This window comes from Roseovarius sp. MBR-78 (genome assembly GCF_040547535.1).
In the GTDB taxonomy this organism is placed as follows: Bacteria; Pseudomonadota; Alphaproteobacteria; order Rhodobacterales; family Rhodobacteraceae; genus Roseovarius.
The window spans coordinates 1-21,657 of sequence record NZ_JBEPPX010000001.1 but is presented as its reverse complement, the minus strand read 5'-3'; the positions used below and the strand labels follow the sequence as shown (position 1 = coordinate 21,657).

Sequence of the window (21,657 nt, the reverse complement as noted above, 5' to 3'; positions counted from 1 at the left end):
AATCTGCGGTCAATCCTCTGGCATCCTGACAGGTTTGCCCATAGAAACCGTGACATTGTCACTCAACACGGCGATCCCATGCTCAAGACCCGCATCATTCCCTGCCTCGACGTGGCCGACGGGCGCGTGGTCAAGGGCGTGAACTTTGTCGATCTCCGCGATGCGGGCGATCCGGTCGATGCCGCGCGCGCCTATGATGCGGCGGGGGCGGATGAGCTTTGTTTTCTCGACATCCACGCCACGCATGAGAACAGGGGCACCATGTTCGACGTGGTGCGCCGCACCGCCGAGGCCTGCTATATCCCGCTCACCGTGGGCGGCGGCGTGCGCACCCCCGAGGACGTGCGCGCGCTGCTGCTGGCAGGCGCGGACAAGGTGAGCTTCAATTCGGCGGCAGTGGCCGACCCGGAGGTGGTAGCGCGCGCCGCCGACCGGTTCGGCAGCCAGTGCATCGTGGTCGCCATCGACGCCAAGACAGTCCGCCCCCCCGCGCCCCTCCGGGGCGACCCCGGCAAATGGGAGATTTTCACCCATGGAGGCCGCAAGCCCACCGGCATCGACGCCGTGGAATTTGCGCGGCTTGTGGCCAGCAAGGGCGCGGGGGAAATCCTGCTCACCTCGATGGATCGCGACGGCACAAAGGCCGGGTTCAACATCCCCCTCACCCGCGCCATTGCCGATGCGGTGGATATTCCGGTGATCGCGTCGGGCGGCGTCGGCACGCTCGATCATCTGGTGGAGGGCGTGACCGAGGGCCACGCCTCTGCCGTGCTTGCCGCCTCGATCTTTCACTTCGGCACCTACACAATTTCCGAGGCCAAGGCACATATGGCCGCCGCGGGTATCCCCATGAGGCTGGCCGCATGACGCTCGACGATCTCGCCCGCACGATCCAAATCCGCGCCAGCGCCGACCCCGAGGCGAGCTGGACCGCCAAGCTGCTCGCCAAAGGCCCCGAGAAATGCGCCGAGAAATTCGGCGAAGAAGCGGTGGAGGCGATCATCGAGGCGGTCAAGGGCGACCGCGCGCGCCTGACGTCCGAGGCGGCGGACGTGCTCTTTCACCTGCTGGTCATGCTGCAATCGCGCGATGTGGCGCTGGATGACGTAATGGCAGAATTGTCGCGCCGCCAGGGCACCTCGGGCCTCTCCGAAAAAGCCTCTCGATCGAAAGACTAAGCTAATGATCCGCCATATCGTGTTCTTTTCCGCCGCCGACCCCGAGGATGCCGAGCGCATCCGCGACGGGCTGATGATGCTGGCGCAAATTCCCCATGCCCGCCATTTCGAGGTGGGCCGCAACCTGCAAAGCGACGCGATCAACGGCACCCGCGTTGATCTCGTGGTCTATGCCGAGTTCGAGGACGAGGCGGCGCTCGCCGCCTACAAGGCGCATCCCATCTATGCCGAGTGCATCGCCCTTGTGCGCCCGCTGCGCGACCTGCGCATCGCCGCCGATTTCAAGGCGGGGTGAAGGGCGTCGCGGTTCTGAAATGATATTTGCGGGGGGTTAGCCGCCGCTCAAGGTAAAGCCCTCTTGCGCGGAACAAGGCGTGCCCCGCACGCCGCCGCGCATCGCCGGGCCGCCCCCCGGCACGGCGACGCGCGGCTCCCTCACCGTCCCCTCCGGACCACCCACCTCTTCCCTACCACCCGCTCACGAAGCCCCGAGCGCCGCCTCCGCCGCCTTTGCCACCCGCAACAGCCGCTCTTCCTGAAACGGCTTGCCGCAGAGCATGATCCCGCAGCTTGGCACCCCCGCAGGCAGCGTCACCGCGCAGAGCCCCATCAGGTTGCCCACCCGCGTATTGCGCAGCGTCAGCAGGTTTTCGGTCACGTAATAGGCGTCATCGCGCATCAGCCGGTCGTGATCGGGCGGCAGGTTCGGCGCGGACGGCATCAGCACCGCGTCATAGCCCGCAACCCGTGCATTCCAGGCCGCGCGCAGCCCCTCCAGCCTTTGCCACGCGGCCACGTAATCGGCGGCGGAAATCTCTCGCCCGCCCCGGAACCGCTCCAGGATCGGCGTGAACATCTTGTCGGGGGCGGCCTCGATCACGTCGCGCCAGAGGCCATAAGCCTCGCCGGTAAAAAGCGCCGGGGAAAGCGGCATCGCCTCGGCCACCTCCGGTGCGTCGATCTCCTCGATCACCGCGCCCGCATCGCGCAGGCGCGCGAGGGCCCCGGCATAGCCCGCCTCGGGCGCGTCGCGCAGATCGTTCATCACCACGGTTTGCAGCGCCGCGAATCGCATCCCCGCAAGCGACACCCCGCGCAAATCCGCCACTTTGCCGCCCTCAAGCGCCGCCAGCATCAGCGCCGCATCCTCGACCGAGCGCGCGAGCGGCCCGACCGTGTCGAAACGCAGGCAGAGCGGCACCACGCCATCAAGCGAGAGCCGCGTGACCGTGGTCTTGAGGCCGACAAGATCGTTCCACGCCGAGGGAATGCGCACCGAGCCGCCCGTGTCCGAGCCGATCCCGCAGGCGGCAAGGCCAAAGGCCACGCTTGCCGCCGCCCCGGAGGACGACCCGCCCGGCACCGCGCCCGCGTCGTTCACGCAAGGCGGCGTGGCGGTCACCGGGTTGAGGCCGAGGCCGGAGAAGGCCAGCTCGCTCATATGCGTCTTGCCAAGGCAGACCAGCCCCGCGGCGGTGGCATTGCGCAGGACAACGGCATCGCGCGCGGGCACGCGGCCCTTGAGCAGCGCCGATCCCGCCTCGGTGGCCACGCCGGCGCTGTCGAAAAGGTCTTTCCAGCTGATCGGCACGCCGTCGAGCGGCCCGCGTCGCTGGCCTGCCTTGGCGCGCGCGGCGGCGGCGGCGGCCTCGGCGCGCGCGCGCCCCTCGGTCACCGTGCTGTAGATGCGCTCGCGCAGCGGATGGGCGGCAATGGCCGCAAGATAGGTGTCGCACAATACCTCCGGGTCGATCTCGCCCGCCCCGATCCCGCGCCCCAGATCGCCCGCGCTCATCCTCAGCCAGTCCTGCATTCCCGTCCTCCCGCTTTGCTCCAACAGTGCTAGCGGCACGAGGGCGCATGGACAATCCCGCGCGCAGCGACATATTGAAAGGAATGGACCATAACAGCGATATCCTCATTGTCGGCGGCGGGCTCAACGGCCCGGCGCTGGCGCTTGCCGCCGCCCATGCGGGGCTTTCCAGCACGGTAATCGACGCCCTGCCCGCGCCTGCCCGCAAGGAGGCCGGGTTCGATGGCCGCGCCTATGCGCTGGCGCTCGGCTCGGTGCGGCTCTTGCGCAACCTGGGCGTCTGGGGGCGGGTGGCCGATCACGCGCAGCCGATGCTTGAAATCAAGGTGACGGACGGGCGCGCGGGCGAGGGGCCGTCGCCGTTTTTCCTGCATTTCGACCATGCCGAGATCGAGGAAGGCCCGATGGGCCATATGCTCGAAGACCGCTTCCTGCGCCGCGCGCTGATCGAGGCGATGGACGAGAGCCCGCAGATCACCCAGCTTTCGGGTGTTGAGGTGGTGGCGCAGGAGGCGGGCGCGCAGGGCGTGACGCTCTCGCTGGCCTCGGGCAAGAGCCTCACGGGGCGGCTTTTGATCGGCGCGGACGGACGCGGATCGGGCACGGCGCAGCGGGCGGGTATCCGGCGCACCGGCTGGGGCTATGGGCAAACGGCGCTGGTCGCGGCCATCGAACACGCGCAGCCCCATTACGGCATCGCGCATCAGTTCTTCATGCCGCCCGGCCCGCTTGCGATCCTGCCGCTGCCGGGCAATGTCAGTTCCATCGTCTGGAGCGAGAGCGACGCCACCGCCGCGCGATTCGCCGCCCTGCCGGACGCTGATTTCATGGAGGTGCTGCGGCCAAGATTCGGTGATTTCCTCGGCGATATCGCGCTGCGGGGCAAGCGGTTTACCTATCCGCTGTCGCTCACCGTGGCCAACAGCTTTGTCGCCGAGCGGCTGGCGCTTGTCGGCGACGCGGCCCACGGTATGCACCCCATCGCCGGGCAGGGCCTCAATGCCGGGCTGCGCGACGTGGCGGCGCTGGCGCAGGTGATGGACGAAGCCGCGCGCCGGGGCGAGGATATCGCCGCCGGTGACGTGCTCGCCCGCTACCAGCAGTGGCGCCGGTTCGATACCGCCACGCTGGCGCTGAGCACCGACTTGACCAACAGATTGTTTTCCAACGATAACCCGCTTCTGCGCGCCGCCCGAGACCTTGGCATGGGCGCGATTGCCCACCTGCCCGGCCTGCGCCGAGGCTTTATCCGCGAGGCGGCGGGGCTCACCGGCGACTTGCCCGCGCTGATGAAGAGGTGACGGGCCGCGCGGCGCGTCATACGGGAGAGGGCCGTTGGGCGGGTGGTGTGACGTGGCCTGGAGGGGCGTTGACGATTTCAGAGACGAGCGGCGCGGTCGCTGGGCCGGGGATTAGCGATGCAACGGTGGTGACGGCCACTTTATCCCGCCCAAACCCGTGTGAGACAGATAGGGTGCGCGTCCTCGCAAAATCGCCAGGCCGCAGGACGGCCCAGCGATCGCGCGGCGGTGCCTGCGGCACCTGATTCCGCGCGGGAAACGATTTCGACCGTCCCCTTCAAGCCAGTCTCGCCCACGCCCCGGATATCGACCCGGTTGCCACATCTCCGCACCGGAGCAATGCGCCTATTCCCTCGCCCACGCTTTGCCCCTATGTCAGCGTCATGATGCTGCGCGCGCTGTTTCTTGCCCTTGCCCTGCCCTTCGCCGCCGCCCCGGCGCGGGCGGATTGCGTGGTCCTGCTGCACGGGCTGGCGCGCTCTGACGCGTCATTCCTCGTGATGGAAGAGGCGCTCGAGGCGCGCGGGTTCGATACCTACCGCCCCGATTACCCCTCGACCAAAGACCGCATCGCGCGGCTGGCCAAGGAGACCCTGCCCTTTGCCTTTCGCGTCTGCGGCGATACCACGACCCATGTCGTCACCCATTCGATGGGCGGTATCCTGCTGCGCGTCTGGCTCACCGAGAACCGCCCCGCCAATCTTGGCCGCGTGGTCATGCTCGCGCCGCCCAACCACGGCAGCGAGCTGGTGGACGAGCTGGGCGGGCTGGAGCTGTTTGAGTGGCTCAACGGCCCGGCGGGGATGCAGCTTCGGACCGGGCCTGCGGGGCTGCCCGAAACCCTGCCGCCGGTGGATTTCGAGCTCGGCGTGATCGCGGGCAACCGCTCACTCAACCCGTATTTCTCGTCGCTGATCGACGGGCCGGACGATGGCAAGGTCTCGGTCACCTCGACGCGGGTCGCGGGCATGGCCGATCACATCACCCTGCCGGTGACGCATACTTTCCTGATGAACAACCCGCTGGTGATCGCGCAGGTCGAGTATTTCCTGGCCCATGGCCGCTTCGATCACGATCTGACCTTCGCCGATGTGATTTTCGGGCGCAGCGGGGAATGAGCCAGGTGGAGATCACGCTTGAGGGGGCCGATTTCCTGTGGCCCGACAGTGCCGCCTCCGGCCCCGGCACGCTCACGATCCGCGAGGGCCGCTTTGCCGAAAGCCCCGCCCCGCGCCGCGTCGATCTCTCGGGGTTCCTGGTGCTGCCGGGCATGGTGGATGCGCATGGCGACGGGTTCGAGCATCACCTCGCCCCCCGGCGCGGCGCGCTCACCGATCCAGCAACCGGCCTGCCAGCCGCCGAGGCAGAGCTTGCCGCCAGCGGCGTCACCACCGCCATGCTGGCGCAATTCCTCAGTTGGGAGGGCGGGATGCGCGGGCCGGATTTTGCCGCGCGCCTGCTCGCCGCGCTCGGCCGGGTGCGCGATAGCCTCGCCACCGATCTGCGCGTGCAGTTGCGGCTTGAGACCACCTGCCTCGATTTCTACCCCGCCCTTGGCGATATGGTGGCGCGGCACGGTATCGGCTATGTCGTGTTCAACGATCACGTCCCCCACGCGGCGCTGGCGGCTGGCAAACGCCCGCCGCGCCTCACCGGGCAGGCGCTCAAGGCCGGGCGCAGCCCCGAGGCGCATCTTGCCCTGCTGCACCGCCTGCACGGCAATCTGGCGCGGGTTCCCGCCGCGCTCGATGCGCTGGCCGCCGGGCTCGTGGCGCGAGGCGTGCGCCTTGGCAGCCATGACGACAGCACCGCCGCCGATTGCCGCACAGCCCATGCCCGAGGCATCCGCATCGCCGAATTTCCCGAGACGATGGCGGCAGCAGAGGCCGCCCGCGCCGCGGGCGATGCGGTGGTGATGGGCGCGCCCAATCTGGTGCGCGGCGGCTCGCACAAGGGCAATGCCGGCGCGCGCGAGATGGTGGCGGCAGGGCTCGTGACCGCACTCGCGTCGGATTACCACCCGCCTTCGCTCGCCCGCGCGGCCTTTGCCCTCGTGGATGAGGGGATCTGCGATCTGGGCGCCGCCTGGCACCTGGTGTCGCGCGGTCCGGCGCTTATGCTGGGGCTGGACGATCGCGGCGCATTGCGCGCGGGCCTGCGCGCCGATCTCGCGGTGATCGAGCCGACCCGCCGCCGCGTCATGGCCACGATCAGCGGCGGGCGGGTGAGCTATCTCACCGGCGCGGTGGCCGCGCGGTTCATAGGCGGGGATTGAGCCGCCAGTATGGGCCGGACGGCGCGCGTGGCGGGCCTTGAGCGGGTCACATCGCCGCGTCGCACCGTGTCAAAACCAGCCTTTTTCTGTCTGCTTCGGCCCCCCCATCACCCTCACCGCAAGAGCACCACCGGCACCTTGCAAGAGCGCACCATCTCGGTTGTCGTCGATCCGATCACCAGGCTGCGGATGCGCGAGTGGCCATAGGCCCCCATCACCACCATGCCGAACCCCTCTTGCTCGACCAGCTTGCCAAGCTCGGTTTCCGGCTGCCCCGAGACGATGCGGGTCTCTGCCTCGATACCCGCCGCCTTGAGCAGGGCCTGAGCATCGGCAAGGCCCTTCTTGATCGCGGGGGTTTCGCTGCCCACGGTCACGACCGTGACGCCCAGACCGGCAAAAAGAGAGCTGCGCGCGATGTGATCGACCGCTTTCATGGACGAGCTGCCGCCATCATAGGCGACCAGAACCGAGGTGATCGGTTGAAACGCGCGCGACGCGACAAAGACCGGCCGGTTCGCCGCGCGCACGATCCGCTCGAGGTTCGAGCCCAGATGACCCTTGGCAAAATCCGCCGCTTCGCCGCGCTTGCCGATCAGGATCACGCGGGCGTCCTCTTCGATCTCGGAAATCGCCTCGACCACGTCGCCATGGCGCAGGCGCGTGGTGATGTCGGTCACGCCATCCTGATCGACGATGGTGCGTGCATCCTCCAGGATGGCGCGGCCCCGGTGGCTGACCAGCTTGGCGCGTTGCGCGTCAAGATCTGCCAGTTCTTCCATAAGCTGCGTGCGCGCCCCCAACCGGATCGCGCCGGACAGGTCCTGTTTTTCGGGCGCGTCACGGCGGCCCAGAACATGGATCAGCTCGACCGGTGCCTCTGTCCGCGTTGCGATCCACGCGGCATGGTGACAGACGCTTTCCGAATAGATCGACCCATCCACCAATGCGATGATTTTCTTGCTCATGGTCTTGCCCTCCCTCAATGGCTCATCAACGTGTCCATTGCGCCGGGCTTGTCGTGAATGGCAAGCTTGTCGACGATGGTCTCTGTGGCCTTGTTCATCCCGATGATCTCGACCTCGGCCCCGTCACGGCGGAATTTGAGGATCACCATGTCAAGCGCCTGCACCGAGGAAATATCCCAGATATGCGCGCGGCTCACGTCGATGATGACCTTTTCCAGCGCTTCCTTGAAGTCGAAAGCGTTCATGAAATCCTCGACCGAGCCGTAGAAAAGCTGCCCCTCCACCACATAGGTGCGGTGGCTGCCGCTTTTGGTGATATGGCTCGTCACCTTGAAAAGCTGCGCGATCTTGCCGGCAAAGAAGATACCCGACAAGAGCACCCCCACCAGCACGCCGATGGCGAGGTTATGGGTATAGACCACGGTGACCACGGTGGAAATCATCACGATGGAGGACGAGCGCGGATGCTCGCGCAGGTTCTTGATCGACGACCACGAGAACGTGCCGACCGAGACCATGATCATGATCGCCACCAGCGCGGCCATCGGGATCATGCTCACCACATCGCCCAGCCCCACCACCATCGCCAGCAGGAATGCGCCTGCGGCAAAGCTCGACAGCCGCCCGCGCCCGCCGGATTTCACGTTGATGATCGACTGGCCGATCATCGCACAGCCCGCCATGCCACCGATAAAGCCGGTGGCGGTATTGGCGATGCCTTGGCCGACCATCTCCTGGCTGCGGTTGGATTTGGTGTCGGTCAGGTCATCGACGATGCTCTGCGTCATCAGGCTTTCCAGAAGGCCCACGACCGCGACCGCCACCGAATAGGGCAGGATGATCGTCAGCGTCTCGAAGGTCAGCGGGATCTGCGGGATCAGGAACACCGGCAGCGTGTCGGGCAAATCGCCCATATCACCCACTGTGCGCACATCGAGGCCCAAGAAATAGGCCACAACCGTCAAGACGACGATCGTCACCAGCGGCGAGGGTATCGCGCTCGTCAGCAACGGGAAAAGATATATGATCGCCAGCCCCGCCGCCACCAGCACAAAGGTGATCCATGTCACGGCGCGCGGGTCAAGCTCTGGCAGTTGCGCCATGAAGATCAGGATCGCCAGCGCGTTGACAAAGCCGGTCATCACCGATTTCGACACGTAGCGCATGATGAAGCCCAGCCGCAGCACCCCCGCCGCGATCTGGATCAGCCCCGCCAGCACGGTAGCCGCCAGCAGGTATTCCAGCCCGTGATCCTTCACGAGGGTAATCATCAGAACGGCGGTCGCCGCCGTCGCCGCCGAGATCATGCCGGGCCGCCCGCCGGTGATGGCAATGATCACCGCAATCGAGAAGCTGGCATAAAGCCCCACCTTGGGGTCCACGCCCGCGATGATCGAAAAGGCAATCGCCTCGGGGATGAGCGCCAGCGCCACCACCAGCCCGGCGAGGATATCGCCGCGAATATTTCCCAGCCACTGGCTGCGATAGGCATCAAGTGAAATCATGTCGAATCTATCCCATGCCGACCAAGCATGAGAGCCTAGGCCGGAGTGCGCGCGCACGGTTTGTTTATCGTTGTCCGGCGGATCGGCGGCCGGGAGAGCCGCCCGAGATATCTCTCGGGCCCAGGTTCGCTGCGCCGCAGCATAAAGCGTTCTGCGAAGAAGGGCAACCCGATAGACCGCAGGAACATGAAAACGCGCCATGCGCCGGTTTCAGGCATGGTCGCGGCGACCCGCCACAGCCCCCTCATCCCCCGCCAAGCGCCTTGGCCAGTCGCGGCAGGCGGGCCTTTTTCAACAGCGGTCGCATCTCCCACGCGCCTTTCGACAGGTGCCGCGCGCGGGCCAGAACCTCACCTGCCACGCCCGCCACAAGGCCCGGCTGCGCGCGCCAGATACCGTGCAGGAACCCGTCGGGATCGGCCCGCCACAGCCCTTCCTCGGCCAGCACGGCACGCGGGAAATCGCGCGCGTTGAGGGTCACGATACCATCGGCAGAGCCCGCGATCGCGGCGGCCAGAACATGGGTATCGGTGGGATCGGGCAGCCATAGCCGCGCCTCGAGCGACGGCGCATACGCCACCGCTGCCCCCGGCCAGCGCACCGCCATCAGCGCCGCCTCGGCCTCGGCCTGCGCCGCGCCCTCCGGCCCCAGCCGTGCCGCCGCGTGCCGCCATTCGCCGATGATCCGCGCCGACCAGAGCGGCGCAAACGCCCCCGCCGCCGCCACCCCGAGCAGCATCTCGCGCATCACCGTGGGATAGATCACGCAGGTATCCAGCAGCACCTTCACAGCCGGTAAAAGAGCGCCTTGAGATAGCCGCTCTCGGCAAGGCTCGGATGCAGCGGATGATCCGGCCCGGCAAAGCCCGTGTGGATCAGTTGCCCCGCGCGCCCGGCCCGCCCGATGCCACGGGTGCAGGCGGTGCGAAAGCGCGAGAGATCGGCGGCGTGCGAGCATGAACAGAGGCCCAGATAGCCCCCCGGTTCCACCAGCGCGGCCGCCAGCCGCGCCACCCGCTCATAGGCGCGCAGGCCCTTTTCCAGCGCCGGTTTCGACGGCGCGAATGCGGGCGGGTCGCAGATCACCACGTCGAACCGCGCGCCCTCGGCGGCCAGCGCCTCCATCACCTCGAAGGCGTCGCCCCGGCGGATGGCAAAGCGCTCCGCCACGCCGCTGCGTGCCGCGCCCTCACCGGCCAGATCGAGGGCGGGTTGCGCGCTGTCGACCGCCAGCGCACCCTCCGCCCCACCGGCGAGCGCGGCCAGCGAAAACCCGCCAACATGGGCGAACACATCAAGCACCCGCGCGCCCCGCGCCAGCCGCGCGGCAAAGGCATGGTTGGGCCGCTGGTCATAGAAAATCCCGGTCTTCTGCCCGCCCAGCAGATCGGCCATATAGGTGGCCCCGTTCATCGGCACCGGCACCGCGCCACCCGGCGCGACCCCCGCCAAGATGCCGCTTTCATCGTCCAGCCCTTCGAGCGCGCGCACCCGCCCCGACGCGTTCTTGAGCACGCAGGCGACGCCCGTTACCGATTGCACCGCCGCCGCCATTTCCGGCAACAGCGCCTCGGCCCAGGCGGCATTGGGCTGGATCACGGCGACATCGCCGAAACGGTCGATCACCACGCCCGGAAGGCCATCGGCCTCGGCATGAACCAGCCGGTAGAACGGCGCATCATAAAGCCGCGCGCGCAGCGCAAAGGCATGACCGATCCGCGACGCGAGCCATTCCCCGTCGATCCGCGCATGAATGTCGCGGTCGAGCATCCGCGCCATGATCCGCGATTTCGGGTTGACCGCCACAAGGCCAAGCGGCGCGCGCTCGGCATCCTCCAGCACCGCGATACTGCCGGGCAGCAGCGCGCGGGTGCGGCGGTCGGTCACGATCTCGCCCTCGAAAGCCCAGGGGCTTCCGTGCCGGATGGCGCGGGCCTCGGCCTTGGGACGCAGGCGGATAACGGGATAGGGGGCGGCTGTCATGCCGCCCCTTTACGCCGTTTCAATTGCCGCGAAAAGCTCAGACTTGGTTGAGCGCACCGATAAGCCCGGTGGCCTGCGCGTGATAGCCCTCCGTGCGGCCCAGCTCGGCGCGGATCACCTCTGCCAGATGCCCGGTGATGCGCACCTTCTGCGTGATCCCGCGCCGTTCGGCCTCGATCGCGGCCTGCCCGCCCAGCGCCTTGAAATCGGCCTTGACGAGCTTGGGCAGGGTCAGCGCTGCGTCGGTCTCGGCGTCGCGCAATGTATAGGTGAACTGGATCGCGTGGACGCCGCCGATGGTATAGCGCGCCTTCTCGCTCAGCGCGTGAAATTTCGACAGTTCCACATCGAGCACCACCGGCACCGCCCCCTCGGGCAGCCCGGCCACGCCCTGCTCCAGCGCCTCTTGCACGATGGCACCCACCTGCGCGTGACGGTCGCCCGGCGCATCCTCGCGCCAGACGATATCGCCGCCGGGCAAATAGCGGTTGGCCTCCGACACCTTGAGGCTGCGCGGCACGCTCACGCGCACCTCTGTCACGTCGAGCGGCAGCGCGGCGGGCCGCAGCGCGGGCGCATCCAGCGGTGCGTTGCGGCTGGCGGTGTCGATGCTGGCACAGGCCGACAATCCGACCCCGAGCAGCAGCGCGGCGGTTAGTTTGGCAAATCGCATGGTCGTCTCCTCGGGCGCAGTTCGTCGTCAACAATGCACCTTGTGCGCCCGGATTGGGGCGCATTTGAGACAAATGGCGTGCATTACCGGGGCAGGCCCCGCCGCGCCGCTCAGTCGCGCGGGCGCGGGCGCGACCGCCAGCCGCCCCGGCGGCGCGGGGTCTCGGCGCGTGCCAGCCCGGCGCGCAGCACGGCGGTCATCGGGTGATCGGGGTTGGCGGGGGCGTGGCGCGCGATCAGCGCCTCCAGCGCGGCGCGCACCTCGTGGCCCTCGGGCACAGACAGCGCCCAGTCGAGAAAGATCGACCGGCATTCGCCCTCGCCGATCCCGTCGATGCGGTAAGCCTCGCCGATCACGCCCTTGGGGTCGAGCGGGTCACCGCGCGCCATTGCCCGTCCCCTCCCCCGCCGCGCCAAGGCCCGCGTCGATCACCTCGGCGGCGGCGGCGCAAATATCGCCCAGACGGCGCTCCAGCAGGTCCATGCTTTCCTCCCCGGTCTCGCGCAGCACAAAGGCCGCCCCCGCCGCCCCGATCCGGTCCGGCTCAAGCGCCCCGTCGCCCAAAAGCCGCGACACCATCTGCAATCGCCAGCAAAGCGCATATGCTGCCTCGAGCGCTGCGCCGCCAGCGGCATCAAGCCAGCCGGAAGCGACAGCCCCGCGCAGCCCCGACACCACATCGCGTGCATCGTGACCGGCCAGAAGATTGCCCGCCTGCCCCACAAGCTCCAGATCGAAAAGCCGTCCGGGGCCAAGCTTGGCATCCCAACGGCTCTCGGGCGGCTTGGCCTCGGCCACGCGCGCGCGCATCTCGGCCACGGCGCGCAAGACCGGATCGCGCGCGCCCTTCTCGGCGATGAGGGCGGTTCGAAATGCCTCGATATCGCCGCCAAGCCCCGCCTCTCCGGCAATCACCCGCGCCCGCGTCATCGCCAGATGCTCCCAGGTCCAGGCCTCGCCGGTCTGATAGCCCTGAAACGCGGGCCAGCTTGTTGCCACCGGCCCCTGATTGCCCGAGGGCCGCAGCCGCATATCCACCTCGTAGAGCCGCCCCTCGGCCATCGGCGCGCTGAGCGCGGTGATAAGCGCCTGCGTGAGCCGCGCATAATAGGGCCGCAGCGATAGCGGCTTCGGGCCGTCCGAGCCCTCGGCCCCGTCGCCGTCATAGATCACGATCAGATCGAGATCGGAGCGCGCATGAAGCCGCCCCGCCCCGAGCGAGCCCATGCCCAGCACCGCCGCGCCGCGCCCCGGCGGGGGCCCGTGCCTTGCGGCGAATTGCGTCCCCACGCGCGGCCAGAGCGCGGTGATCGTCGCCGCAGCCAGATCGGCATAGTGCGCGGCGGCCTCGGGCGCGCCGACAAGGCCGCGCAGGTGGTGCACGCCCACCCGGAAATGCCATTCCCTGTGCCAGCGCCGCGCCTCGTCGAGCGCGCGCTCGTAATCGGCGAAATGCGCAAGACGCGCGGCAAGCTCGGTCTCCAGCGCCGCGCGCCCCGGCCAGTCGGCAAAGAAATCGCCCGCGATCACCGCGTCAAAGACGCTCGCGTTGCGCGACAGGTATTGCGCCAGCGCGGGGGCGGTGGCGACGATATCCACCAACAGGTCGATCAGATGCGGGTTGGCCTCGAAGAGCGCGAAGACCTGCACCCCCGCAGGCAAGCCCCGCAGGAACCCGTCAAAGGCCAGCAGCGCATCGCCGGGATTGGCCGCGCGCGCCAGCCGCCCGAGGATCTCGGGGCGCAGGCGCTTGAATATCTGCTGCGCGCGCTCCGAGCGCAGCGCCGCATAGCCATGCCAGCGCGCGATCACCGCCTCGTCGAATTCCGCCTCCGGCCCCTCCTCCGTCGCCGCGCTGCCCGGTGCGTCCTGCCGGAAAAACCCCTCGATCAGGTCATGGACCGCATCCACCCTCTCGGTGATCGCGGCGCGCAAACCGGCGGTGTCGCAGCCCATGAAGGCGGCCAGCCGGTCAAACTCGGCCTTTGAGGCGGGCAACAGGTGGGTCTGGGCGTCGCGCAACATCTGCACGCGGTGCTCGACCTCGCGGTGGTGGCGGTAATTCTGCGTCAGACCCTCTGCCGCCGCCTCGGGCACCCAGCCCTTTTGCGCCAGCAGCGACAGCCCCTCGACGGTGCCGCGCACCCGCAGGTCGGGGTCGCGCCCCCCGGCGATCAACTGCCGGGTCTGGGTAAAGAACTCGATCTCGCGGATGCCGCCGCGCCCCAGCTTGATGTTGTGCCCCTCAAGACAGAACGCGCCGCCCAGCCCCTTGTGCTCGCGAATGGCCAGCCGCATGTTATGCGCGTCCTCGATCGCCGCGAAATCCAGGTGCTTGCGCCACACGAAGGGCCGCAGCGTGGCGATGAAGCGCGCGCCCGCCTGCGCGTCGCCCGCAGCGGGCCGCGCCTTGATCCAGGCCGCGCGCTCCCATGTGCGCCCGAGGCTCTCGTAATAGGTCTCTGCCGCCGCCATCGCCATGCACACGGGCGTGACACCGGGATCGGGGCGCAGCCGCAGATCGGTGCGAAACACATAGCCCTCGGCGGTGCGGTCATTGAGCAGCGCCGACATCCTGCGCGTGGCGCGCACCAGGCTCGCGCGGGCCTCGTGGAAATCATCGCGCTCGAACCGGGTCTCGTCAAAGAGGCAGATCAGGTCGATATCGGAGCTGTAATTCAGCTCGCGCGCGCCCATCTTGCCCATGGCAAAGACCACCATTCCCGCGCCGGTGGCCAGATCGTCCTCGGTCATCCCCGGCAGCTTGCCACGCCGTATCTCCGCGCCAAGGGCGGCGCGCAGCGCCAGCTCGCAGGCCAGATCGGCGAAATCCGTCAGGTGGCCGGTCACCTCGTCGAGCGACCACGCGCCGCCCAGATCGGCCAGCGCGATCAAGAGCGCCACGCGGCCCTTGGCGCGGCGCAACTCGGTGCCGATGCGGTCGGGGGGCACCTCGTGCAGCCCGGCATGAAGCGCGGCCAGCGCCGCCTCGGGCCCCGCCACCGCGCCCTCAAGCCAGCCGGTCTCGCGCTCGATCAGCGATTTCAGGAACGGGCTGCACCCGCCCGCCCCGGCGATGAGATCGGCCATCGCGCCGCCCGCCCAAGGCGCGCGCGCGCGCGCCATCGCACCATCATCGGGGTCAAAGGCGCGCGGGCAGCGGGTAAGGCGTTGCTCTAGTGTCATGCGCCAGAGTGATACAGGCGCCGCCGGTCTGGTCAATGCCGCACCCCCGTGAAACAGTGCGAAAAAATCGGAGGATCGAGATGAGCAAGAGCGTTGCCCGCGTGCGCCGCGCCCTCGCCGAGGCGGGGCTGGAGATCGAACCGGTGGAGCTTGGCCCCGCCACCACCGCGCAAATGGCCGCCGACCTGCTGGGCTGCGACGTGGCGCAGATCGCCAAATCGGTGATGCTGCGCGACGAGACAAGCGGCGCGGCGGTCCTCTTTGTCACCTCGGGCGCGCGCCGGGTGGACCCGGACGCCGCCAGCGCCGTGGCGGGCGTGCCGCTGGGGCGCGCCGATGCCGCGCTCATTCGCGCGCAGACCGGATTTGCCATCGGCGGGGTGTCGCCCGTGGGGCACCTGACGCCGCCGCGCGCCTTCTTCGATCCCGCCTTGCTGGGCTTTGCGCAGGTCTGGGCGGCGGCGGGCACGCCGCGCCACCTGTTCGGCATCGCGCCCGCGCGGCTGATGCAGATCTCCGGCGCAGAGCGGGCCGATTTCGCCGTCTGACCCCTTGCAATCGGTGCCCCCCTTGCCAAGCTATAGGCCATGATGATGCAGGATACATGGGCCTTGCCCGACCCGGAAACGCAGCCCGAGTTTTACGCCGATGTCCCGGCCAAGCGGCTCGTGGCCTTTGTGGTGGATACCGCGCTCATCCTCGTGCTGAGCCTTCTGGTGGTGCCCTTCACCGCCTTCACCGGCCTGTTTTTCTTTCCGGTGCTGATGGCGGTGATCGGGTTTGCCTACCGGGTGGTGACGATCGCGCGCGGCTCGGCCACCTGGGGGATGCGCCTTGTCGCGATCGAGTTTCGCGCCGCCGATGGCCGCCGTTTCGACCTTGGCCTTGCCTTTGCGCATACGCTGGGACTGACGATTTCCTTTGCGCTTCCGCTGCTTCAGGTGGTCTCGGTGGTGCTCATGCTCACCCGTCCGCGCGGCGAGGGCTTGAGCGACCTGGTGCTTGGCAGCGTCGCGATCAACCGACGTGCGGCGATGTGACAGGGCTGTGACGTTCCTCTTGGCGGGGCGGCGTTTCGTTGTTAACGTCGCGTTGAATACCGTTGGACACAGGCATGAGACACACGCTTCCCGTAGCGCCCCAATTCTATGTGACGGCGCCGCAGCCCTGCCCCTACCTGCCCGGCCGGATGGAGCGAAAGCTCTTTACCGCGCTTCAGGGCGAGGGCGCGCAGCGGCTCAATGACGGGCTGTCGAAACAGGGGTTTCGGCGCTCGCAAAACGTGCTTTACCGCCCGTCCTGCGCTGATTGCGCGGCGTGCCTGTCGGCGCGCATCAACGTGGCGGATTTTGCCCCCTCGCGCACGCAGCGCCGCGTCGCGCGCCGCAACGCCGGGCTGCACCGGCAGATCGCCTCGCCCTGGGCCACCGAGGACCAATACGCGCTGTTTCGCCGCTATCTCGCAAGCCGCCACGCCACCGGCGGCATGGCCGATATGGACACGTTCGAATTTGCCGCGATGATCGAGGAGACGCCGATCCGCACCCGCGTGGTGGAATATATCGACCCCGAGAGCGGCGGGCTCATCGCCACATGCCTGTCGGATATCCTCGATGACGGGGTGAGCATGGTCTATTCCTTCTTCGAGCCGGACATGCCAAAGGCTTCGCTTGGCACCTATCTAATCCTCGACCATGTCGATATCGCGCGCGAGAGCGGCCTGCCCTACGTCTATCTCGGCTACTGGGTGCCGGGCAGCGACAAGATGGGCTACAAGGCGGGGTTCTCGGGTCTGGAGGTTCATGCCGGGGGGCGCTGGCAAAAGATGCGCGACCCCGAGGATTTCCGCGCCCACGCGCATCCGCTGGTCAACGATCCGATTGCCGAGCAGGTGGCCAATATCTCGCTCCCCGATACCGGCCCTCTGCACCGCCGGAAATAGGATGCATGTGGCAGGGCCGGGCTGTCAGCGCCCGGTGCAGCCCGCGATATCGACCGCGTCGCCCCTGCTGAGCACGGTAAAGCGCAGCGCCCCGCGATCCAGAACAAAGCCGCGCCCGTCAACGTGGTAAATGGCTGTGCGCGCGCTGATCCGGTTGCCGCTGCGCGCGGTGTCGGCCTGCGCCACCCACAAATCGGGATCGCCGCTTTCGACCACGACCATCTCTTGCGCGCCGCGTTGCGCCATCTCGATCTCGGCGCGCAATTCCATGCCTCCCTCGATCGGGGCCACCTGACAGCGCACATGGCCCACGCCTGCCTCGGCGGCGGTATAGGGCCGCGCGGCCAGCGCCGCCGCGATGCGCGGGTCGCGGTTACCGCCGCTCAGGGGCAGATCAAGGCTCACCTGCGTTTCCACCGGCACGCAAACCTCGCTGCACACCCCGATCTCGAGATCGCCCGAGAGCGCCACGGCCTGCCCCGCCCGCGCGGGCGTGACCCGCACCGGCAACACAAGCTCATGCGCATAACCGATGGTGCGCAGCCCGTTGGTGGTGGTCTGCTGCGGCGTCGGCCACAGGATTTCGACGGCGGCGACATTGCGCGAGCCGCGCCAGTCAAAGCGCGGCGGGATGCCCGCCTCGCCGGGGGCGCGCCAATAGGTCTTCCACCCCGGTGCGAGCACGAAGCGCAGCGCCGCCATATGCGAGCCATCGGTCATCCTCCAGCCCGGAAGGATGCTGACCGTGACCATATCGGGCGCCGCGCGCACCGCACCCGGCACCATGGCAGAGGCCGCCACAAGGACGAGAGAAAGGAGCATTCTTTTGAACATGACCCCCAAATGGCCCATTTCGCAATCAAAGCCAACTCACAAACCAGCGAGAATTCCTGCATCCGCGCGCAGACGCCGCTTGCACAGCCCGCCCCCGCCCCCCATTCTCGGGGTATGACCATGCCCCCGCCCACCCAAGCGCCGGTCGATCTGACCGGGCAAATCCTGATCGCGATGCCCGGCATGGGCGATCCGCGCTTTGCCCATGCGGTGATCTTTCTCTGCGCGCACAGCCCCGAGGGCGCGATGGGCCTCATCATCAACAAGCCCGCACAGGACATGCGGATGCGCGACCTGCTCGACCACCTGTCGATCACGCCGGGGCCTGCCATGCGCGACCTGCCGGTGCATTTCGGCGGCCCGGTCGAGCATGGCCGTGGCTTCGTGCTGCATGATGACGGCTATCGCTCGGATATCGCGACGCTTGGCGTGGCGGCCGGGTTCGGCATGACCGCGACGCTCGACATTCTCGAAGATCTGGCTCAGGGCCGGGGGCCGGATCGCGCGATCCTCGCGCTGGGCTATGCTGGATGGGGGCCGGATCAACTCGAATCCGAGATCGCGCAGAATGGCTGGCTCACCTGCGAGGCCGATGCCGGGCTGGTCTTCGATACCGACGACGGCGGCAAATGGGAGGCGGCGCTCTCGCGGCTGGGGATCTCGTCGCTCACGCTCTCGGCAGAGGCAGGCCACGCCTGACCGAAGGCGCGCGCGCTCTGGCCAAGCCTGCGGCAGGCAGGCTAAAGTTCAACCATGTTGCGCTCCGCCCCTCGCCTGCTTCTGGTGATTCCCTTCCTGCTGGTGTCGGCGCTCGTCACCGGCGGCGTGTGGCACTATGGCTACCGGCAGGCGCTGGATGATCTCGCGCAGCGCGGCGAGGCCGACCTGTCGCTGATCCTGGGCGGGCTTGTGGCCGATCTTCAACGCTATCGCGACCAGGTCGTGGCGCTGGCCGGTCACCCGACGCTGATTGCCCTCACCAGGGCCACCGGGCCGCGCGCCCGCGCCGAGCGCCTGCTTGTCGCCGCCGCCGACCGCACCGGGGCGGCGGCGCTCTATTATGTCGACCGCAGCGGCACCCTTCTGGCGGGCACCGATGCGCAGGGGGCCGCCTTTCGCAGCGGGGCGGTGTTCGCGCGGGCGATGGATGGCGCGCTGGGCACCGCGCGCGCCACCGCCCCGGCGCAGGGCGGGCGGATATTCGAGGTCGCCGCGCCCAGTTTCGGCCCCGATGGCCGGGTCAGCGGCGCGGTGATCGGCGTGGCCGAGGCCGAGCGGATGGAATTCGGCTGGCGCGGGATGAGCACGGCGGTGTTTCTCGTCGATGCGGCGGGCGAGGTGTTCCTGTCCAACCGCTCCGAGCTTTTGGGCTGGCGCAAGGCCCCCGACCACGCCGAGCTTGTGCCCCCCGAAGGGCCGCCCGTCGCGATGACGCAATCCACCGTCGGGCCGCATGAAATCTGGCGCATCGACCTTGGCAATTACCTGCCCCGGCAGGCATTGCGGGTGGCGCGCGACGTGCCGCAGATCGGCATGACCGGGGCGGCGCTGGTCGATATCGGCCCGGCGCGCAGGCTGGCCGCGCTTCAGGCGGGGGCGATGGCGGGGCTGTTCGCGGTGTTCGGGATGCTGCTTTTGCTGGCGCAGGCGCGCCGCCGCGCGCTGGCCGAGGCCAATGCCGATCTGGAGCGGCGCGTGGCCGAGCGCACCGAGACGCTCAGCCGCACCAACCGCACGCTCGCGCGCGAGGTCGCCGAGCGGCAGGAGGCCGAGGCCGCGCTGCGCCGCGCGCAGGCCGAGCTTGTGCAGGCGGGCAAGCTGAGTGCGCTGGGCAAGATGAGCGCGGGCATCAGCCACGAGCTCAACCAGCCGCTGATGGCGATCCGCCAATTCGCCAGCAACGCGGGCGCCTTCCTGCAACGCGAGGCCCCCGAGCGTGCCGCCGAAAACCTCGCGCGCATCGACGAGATGGCCCACCGCATGAGCCGCATCATCCGCAACCTGCGCGCCTTCGTGCGCAACGAGAACGAGCCGATGGGCCGCGTCGACATCGCCGCCGTGGTCGACGCCGCGCTCGAGATGACCGCCGAGCGCCTGCGCGACGATGGCATCACCGTCGATTGGCAGCGCCCGCCGCACCCGGTTTTCGTCATGGGCGGCGAGGTGCGGCTGGGGCAGGTCATGGTCAACCTCATCACCAACGCCGCCGACGCCATGTATGACAGCACTGAGCGCCGCATCGCGATCACGCTGGAGGATGGCGCGCCGGTGCGCCTGCGCCTGCGCGACACCGGCCCCGGCATCGAGGAGCCCGACAAGATATTCGATCCGTTCTACACCACCAAGGATATGAGCGGCGAGGGCATGGGGCTGGGCCTGTCGATCTCCTACGGCCTTGTGCAGAGCTTTGGCGGGCGCATCACCGGTGCCAATACCGGCAGCGGGGCCGAGTTCTCGATCGAGCTTGACCCCTGCCCCGAGCTGCGCGAGGGCGCGGCATGAGCCGGGATGTTCTTGTGGTCGATGATGATCGCCCGGTGCGCGAGGCACTGGCGCAGACGCTGGAGCTTGCCGAGTGCACCGTCCGCCTTGCGGGATCGTTCATCGAGGCCAAGGACCATATTGCCGCCGATTTTCCCGGCGTCGTGTTGTCGGATATCCGGATGCCGGGGCGCGACGGGTTTCACCTGCTCGACCACGCCCACGGCGTCGATGCCGACCTGCCGGTGATCCTCCTGACCGGCGAGGGCGATATCCCGATGGCGGTGAAGGCGATGGGCGCGGGCGCGTTCGACTTTCTCGAAAAGCCCTGCGCGCCGGAGCAACTCGTGACGGTGATCGAGCGCGCGCTCAACACTCGCCGCCTCGTGCTGGAAAACCGCCGCCTCAAGGCCCAGTTGGAGACCGGCGACCCGGCGGCGCGGATGATCTTCGGCACCTCGGCGCTCGCTGAGGCGCTGCGCCACGCGGTGCGGCAGGCGGCGCGCTCGGGCACCGAAGTGCTGGTCAGCGGCCCGCCCGGTGCCGGCGTGTCCAAGGTGGCCGAGGTCATCCACCTGATGTCACCGCGCGCCGCACAGCCCTTTGTCAAACGCGCGGCGGCGGGGCTGGAGGCGGGCGCGCTGGCCGAGGCCATGCAGCGCGCGCAGGGCGGCACGCTCTTTCTCGACGAGATCGCCACCCTGCCCGAGGCCGCGCGCTTTGCGCTCATGGACCGGCTCGAGGCGGGGGCCGAGGCGCGGGTCTTTGCCGGCACCACCGCCGATCTGGGGGCCGCCGTAGCCGATGGGCGTTTCACCGCCGATCTCTATTACCGGCTCGAGGTGATGCCGGTGCGCATCCCGGCGCTCGCGGAGCGGCCCGAGGATATCCCGGTGCTGTTTCGCCACTATGTCGCGCAGGCCGCCGAACAGGCCGGGCTGGCCGCGCCGGAAATCACCCCCGATCACCTCGCCGCGCTGATGGCACAGGACTGGCCCGGCAATGCCCGCTCGCTGATGTCAGCGGCGATGCGCTTTGTGCTCGGCATGCCCGACAGCGTGACCGAGGCGGGCGGGCTTGGCCTTGCCGAGCAGATGGCCCGCGTCGAGCGCGCGCTGCTGATCGCCGCGCTGGGGCGGCAGAACGGGCGCGCGTCAGAGGCCGCCCGCGCCCTGCACCTGCCGCGCAAGACCTTCTACGACAAGCTCGCCCGCTACGGGATCCGCCCCGAGGATTACCGGCGATAGGGTCGGGGTATCTGGCGGGTGTTGGCCGATGAGGATGCGGCCTGCCATGCGGTGCTGAAGACGGCGTGAATGGCCTTTTACCTTCATTCGATATGATGCGATGAGCCGCGCGAGTGCCCGACCGCGGGTGGGCGCTGCAACGGTTGTGCGTGGCACTTTATGCCTGCCAAATACTTCAACGATTGCGCGGAAGTGCAACGTCGCAGAAGCGCCCGCCCGGGGGGCGGTCGGGCGCTCGCGCGGCGGGCTTCGCCCTTGTGTCTGGAGATTG

The 21,657-nt window shown here is 68.5% G+C and carries 21 protein-coding genes and 1 other annotated feature; of the genes, 12 read left to right on the top strand and 9 right to left on the bottom strand.

Going from position 1 to position 21,657, the window contains the following annotated elements; genetic code table 11:
* Nucleotides 1-78 precede the first annotated feature (78 nt).
* From hisF to ABIE58_RS00095, 3 genes are read left to right on the top strand one after another with little or no spacing between them, the layout of a single operon-like run.
* Entirely contained in the window at nt 79-867 is a 789-nt protein-coding gene (gene hisF, locus ABIE58_RS00105; protein ID WP_354542634.1) for an imidazole glycerol phosphate synthase subunit HisF, read from the top strand.
* On the top strand, nt 864-1,178 hold the full coding sequence (locus ABIE58_RS00100) for a phosphoribosyl-ATP diphosphatase (protein WP_354542633.1): 315 nt from the start codon (nt 864-866) through the stop codon (nt 1,176-1,178). The genes hisF and ABIE58_RS00100 overlap by 4 nt, the downstream gene beginning before the upstream one ends.
* Nucleotides 1,179-1,182: 4 nt before the next feature.
* Nucleotides 1,183-1,473, top strand: coding sequence for a Dabb family protein (locus ABIE58_RS00095; RefSeq protein WP_354542632.1), 291 nt, complete (start codon nt 1,183-1,185; stop codon nt 1,471-1,473).
* A 183-nt stretch (nt 1,474-1,656) separates the two neighbouring features.
* Here ABIE58_RS00095 and ABIE58_RS00090 read toward each other — a convergent pair whose 3' ends face one another.
* Nucleotides 1,657-2,991 (bottom strand): amidase, encoded by a 1,335-nt coding sequence (locus ABIE58_RS00090; RefSeq protein WP_354542631.1) that lies wholly within the window; start codon nt 2,989-2,991, stop codon nt 1,657-1,659.
* A gap of 47 nt (nt 2,992-3,038) precedes the next feature.
* Here ABIE58_RS00090 and ABIE58_RS00085 point away from each other — a divergent pair, with 47 nt between their 5' ends.
* The 3 genes from ABIE58_RS00085 (at nt 3,039) to ABIE58_RS00075 (ending at nt 6,567) form a co-directional block, all read left to right on the top strand.
* Complete coding sequence (locus tag ABIE58_RS00085) at nt 3,039-4,292, top strand: UbiH/UbiF/VisC/COQ6 family ubiquinone biosynthesis hydroxylase (protein WP_354542630.1); 1,254 nt, start codon at nt 3,039-3,041, stop codon at nt 4,290-4,292.
* Nucleotides 4,293-4,678: 386 nt separating this feature from the next.
* Nucleotides 4,679-5,410: an alpha/beta hydrolase gene (locus ABIE58_RS00080; protein WP_354542921.1), complete on the top strand. Its 732-nt coding sequence runs from the start codon at nt 4,679-4,681 to the stop codon at nt 5,408-5,410.
* Complete coding sequence (locus ABIE58_RS00075; protein ID WP_354542629.1) at nt 5,407-6,567, top strand: alpha-D-ribose 1-methylphosphonate 5-triphosphate diphosphatase; 1,161 nt, start codon at nt 5,407-5,409, stop codon at nt 6,565-6,567. Before ABIE58_RS00080 ends, ABIE58_RS00075 begins: the two co-directional genes overlap by 4 nt.
* Before the next feature lie 113 nt (nt 6,568-6,680).
* Here ABIE58_RS00075 and ABIE58_RS00070 read toward each other — a convergent pair whose 3' ends face one another.
* From ABIE58_RS00070 to ABIE58_RS00040, 7 genes are all read right to left on the bottom strand, one after another.
* Nucleotides 6,681-7,535 (bottom strand): universal stress protein, encoded by an 855-nt coding sequence (locus ABIE58_RS00070; RefSeq protein ID WP_354542628.1) that lies wholly within the window; start codon nt 7,533-7,535, stop codon nt 6,681-6,683.
* A gap of 14 nt (nt 7,536-7,549) precedes the next feature.
* On the bottom strand, nt 7,550-9,040 hold the full coding sequence (locus ABIE58_RS00065) for a SulP family inorganic anion transporter (protein ID WP_354542627.1): 1,491 nt from the start codon (nt 9,038-9,040) through the stop codon (nt 7,550-7,552).
* 68 nt (nt 9,041-9,108) lie between these two features.
* Nucleotides 9,109-9,165, bottom strand: a sequence feature (sul1 is cis-regulatory element that is thought to sense ions involved in sulfur or methionine metabolism; They are found in Alphaproteobacteria).
* A gap of 119 nt (nt 9,166-9,284) precedes the next feature.
* Nucleotides 9,285-9,830 (bottom strand): RSP_2648 family PIN domain-containing protein, encoded by a 546-nt coding sequence (locus ABIE58_RS00060; protein WP_354542626.1) that lies wholly within the window; start codon nt 9,828-9,830, stop codon nt 9,285-9,287.
* Nucleotides 9,827-11,023, bottom strand: coding sequence for an RSP_2647 family RNA methyltransferase (locus ABIE58_RS00055; protein ID WP_354542625.1), 1,197 nt, complete (start codon nt 11,021-11,023; stop codon nt 9,827-9,829). The genes ABIE58_RS00060 and ABIE58_RS00055 overlap by 4 nt, the downstream gene beginning before the upstream one ends.
* Before the next feature lie 37 nt (nt 11,024-11,060).
* The gene (locus ABIE58_RS00050) at nt 11,061-11,696 is read right to left on the bottom strand and encodes a DUF6778 family protein (RefSeq protein ID WP_354542624.1); all 636 of its coding nucleotides are present in this window, start codon (nt 11,694-11,696) and stop codon (nt 11,061-11,063) included.
* A 110-nt stretch (nt 11,697-11,806) separates the two neighbouring features.
* Nucleotides 11,807-12,085 carry a hypothetical protein gene (locus tag ABIE58_RS00045; protein WP_354542623.1) on the bottom strand — a complete coding sequence of 93 codons (279 nt, stop codon included), beginning with the start codon at nt 12,083-12,085 and terminating at the stop codon, nt 11,807-11,809.
* Complete coding sequence (locus ABIE58_RS00040; RefSeq protein WP_354542622.1) at nt 12,072-14,882, bottom strand: [protein-PII] uridylyltransferase family protein; 2,811 nt, start codon at nt 14,880-14,882, stop codon at nt 12,072-12,074. The genes ABIE58_RS00045 and ABIE58_RS00040 overlap by 14 nt, the downstream gene beginning before the upstream one ends.
* An 80-nt stretch (nt 14,883-14,962) precedes the next feature.
* On the opposite strand from ABIE58_RS00040, the gene ABIE58_RS00035 reads away from it, so the two are divergent.
* The 3 genes from ABIE58_RS00035 (at nt 14,963) to ABIE58_RS00025 (ending at nt 16,824) form a co-directional block, all read left to right on the top strand.
* Nucleotides 14,963-15,430 carry a YbaK/EbsC family protein gene (locus tag ABIE58_RS00035; protein ID WP_354542621.1) on the top strand — a complete coding sequence of 156 codons (468 nt, stop codon included), beginning with the start codon at nt 14,963-14,965 and terminating at the stop codon, nt 15,428-15,430.
* A gap of 39 nt (nt 15,431-15,469) precedes the next feature.
* Nucleotides 15,470-15,922, top strand: a complete 453-nt coding sequence (locus ABIE58_RS00030) for an RDD family protein (protein WP_502950047.1) — start codon at nt 15,470-15,472, stop codon at nt 15,920-15,922.
* A 74-nt stretch (nt 15,923-15,996) separates the two neighbouring features.
* Nucleotides 15,997-16,824, top strand: coding sequence for an arginyltransferase (locus ABIE58_RS00025; RefSeq protein WP_354542620.1), 828 nt, complete (start codon nt 15,997-15,999; stop codon nt 16,822-16,824).
* 24 nt (nt 16,825-16,848) lie between these two features.
* Here the strand turns inward: ABIE58_RS00025 and ABIE58_RS00020 are convergent, their stop codons facing one another.
* Entirely contained in the window at nt 16,849-17,646 is a 798-nt protein-coding gene (locus tag ABIE58_RS00020) for a protein-disulfide reductase DsbD domain-containing protein (protein WP_354542619.1), read from the bottom strand.
* Between the two features lie 126 nt (nt 17,647-17,772).
* On the opposite strand from ABIE58_RS00020, the gene ABIE58_RS00015 reads away from it, so the two are divergent.
* From ABIE58_RS00015 to ABIE58_RS00005, 3 genes are read left to right on the top strand one after another with little or no spacing between them, the layout of a single operon-like run.
* Complete coding sequence (locus tag ABIE58_RS00015; RefSeq protein ID WP_354542618.1) at nt 17,773-18,357, top strand: YqgE/AlgH family protein; 585 nt, start codon at nt 17,773-17,775, stop codon at nt 18,355-18,357.
* Between the two features lie 54 nt (nt 18,358-18,411).
* Entirely contained in the window at nt 18,412-20,160 is a 1,749-nt protein-coding gene (locus ABIE58_RS00010) for a sensor histidine kinase (protein WP_354542617.1), read from the top strand.
* A complete protein-coding gene (locus tag ABIE58_RS00005) occupies nt 20,157-21,386 on the top strand; it encodes a sigma-54-dependent transcriptional regulator (RefSeq protein WP_354542616.1) in 1,230 nt (409 codons plus the stop codon). The genes ABIE58_RS00010 and ABIE58_RS00005 overlap by 4 nt, the downstream gene beginning before the upstream one ends.
* Nucleotides 21,387-21,657: the final 271 nt, after the last annotated feature.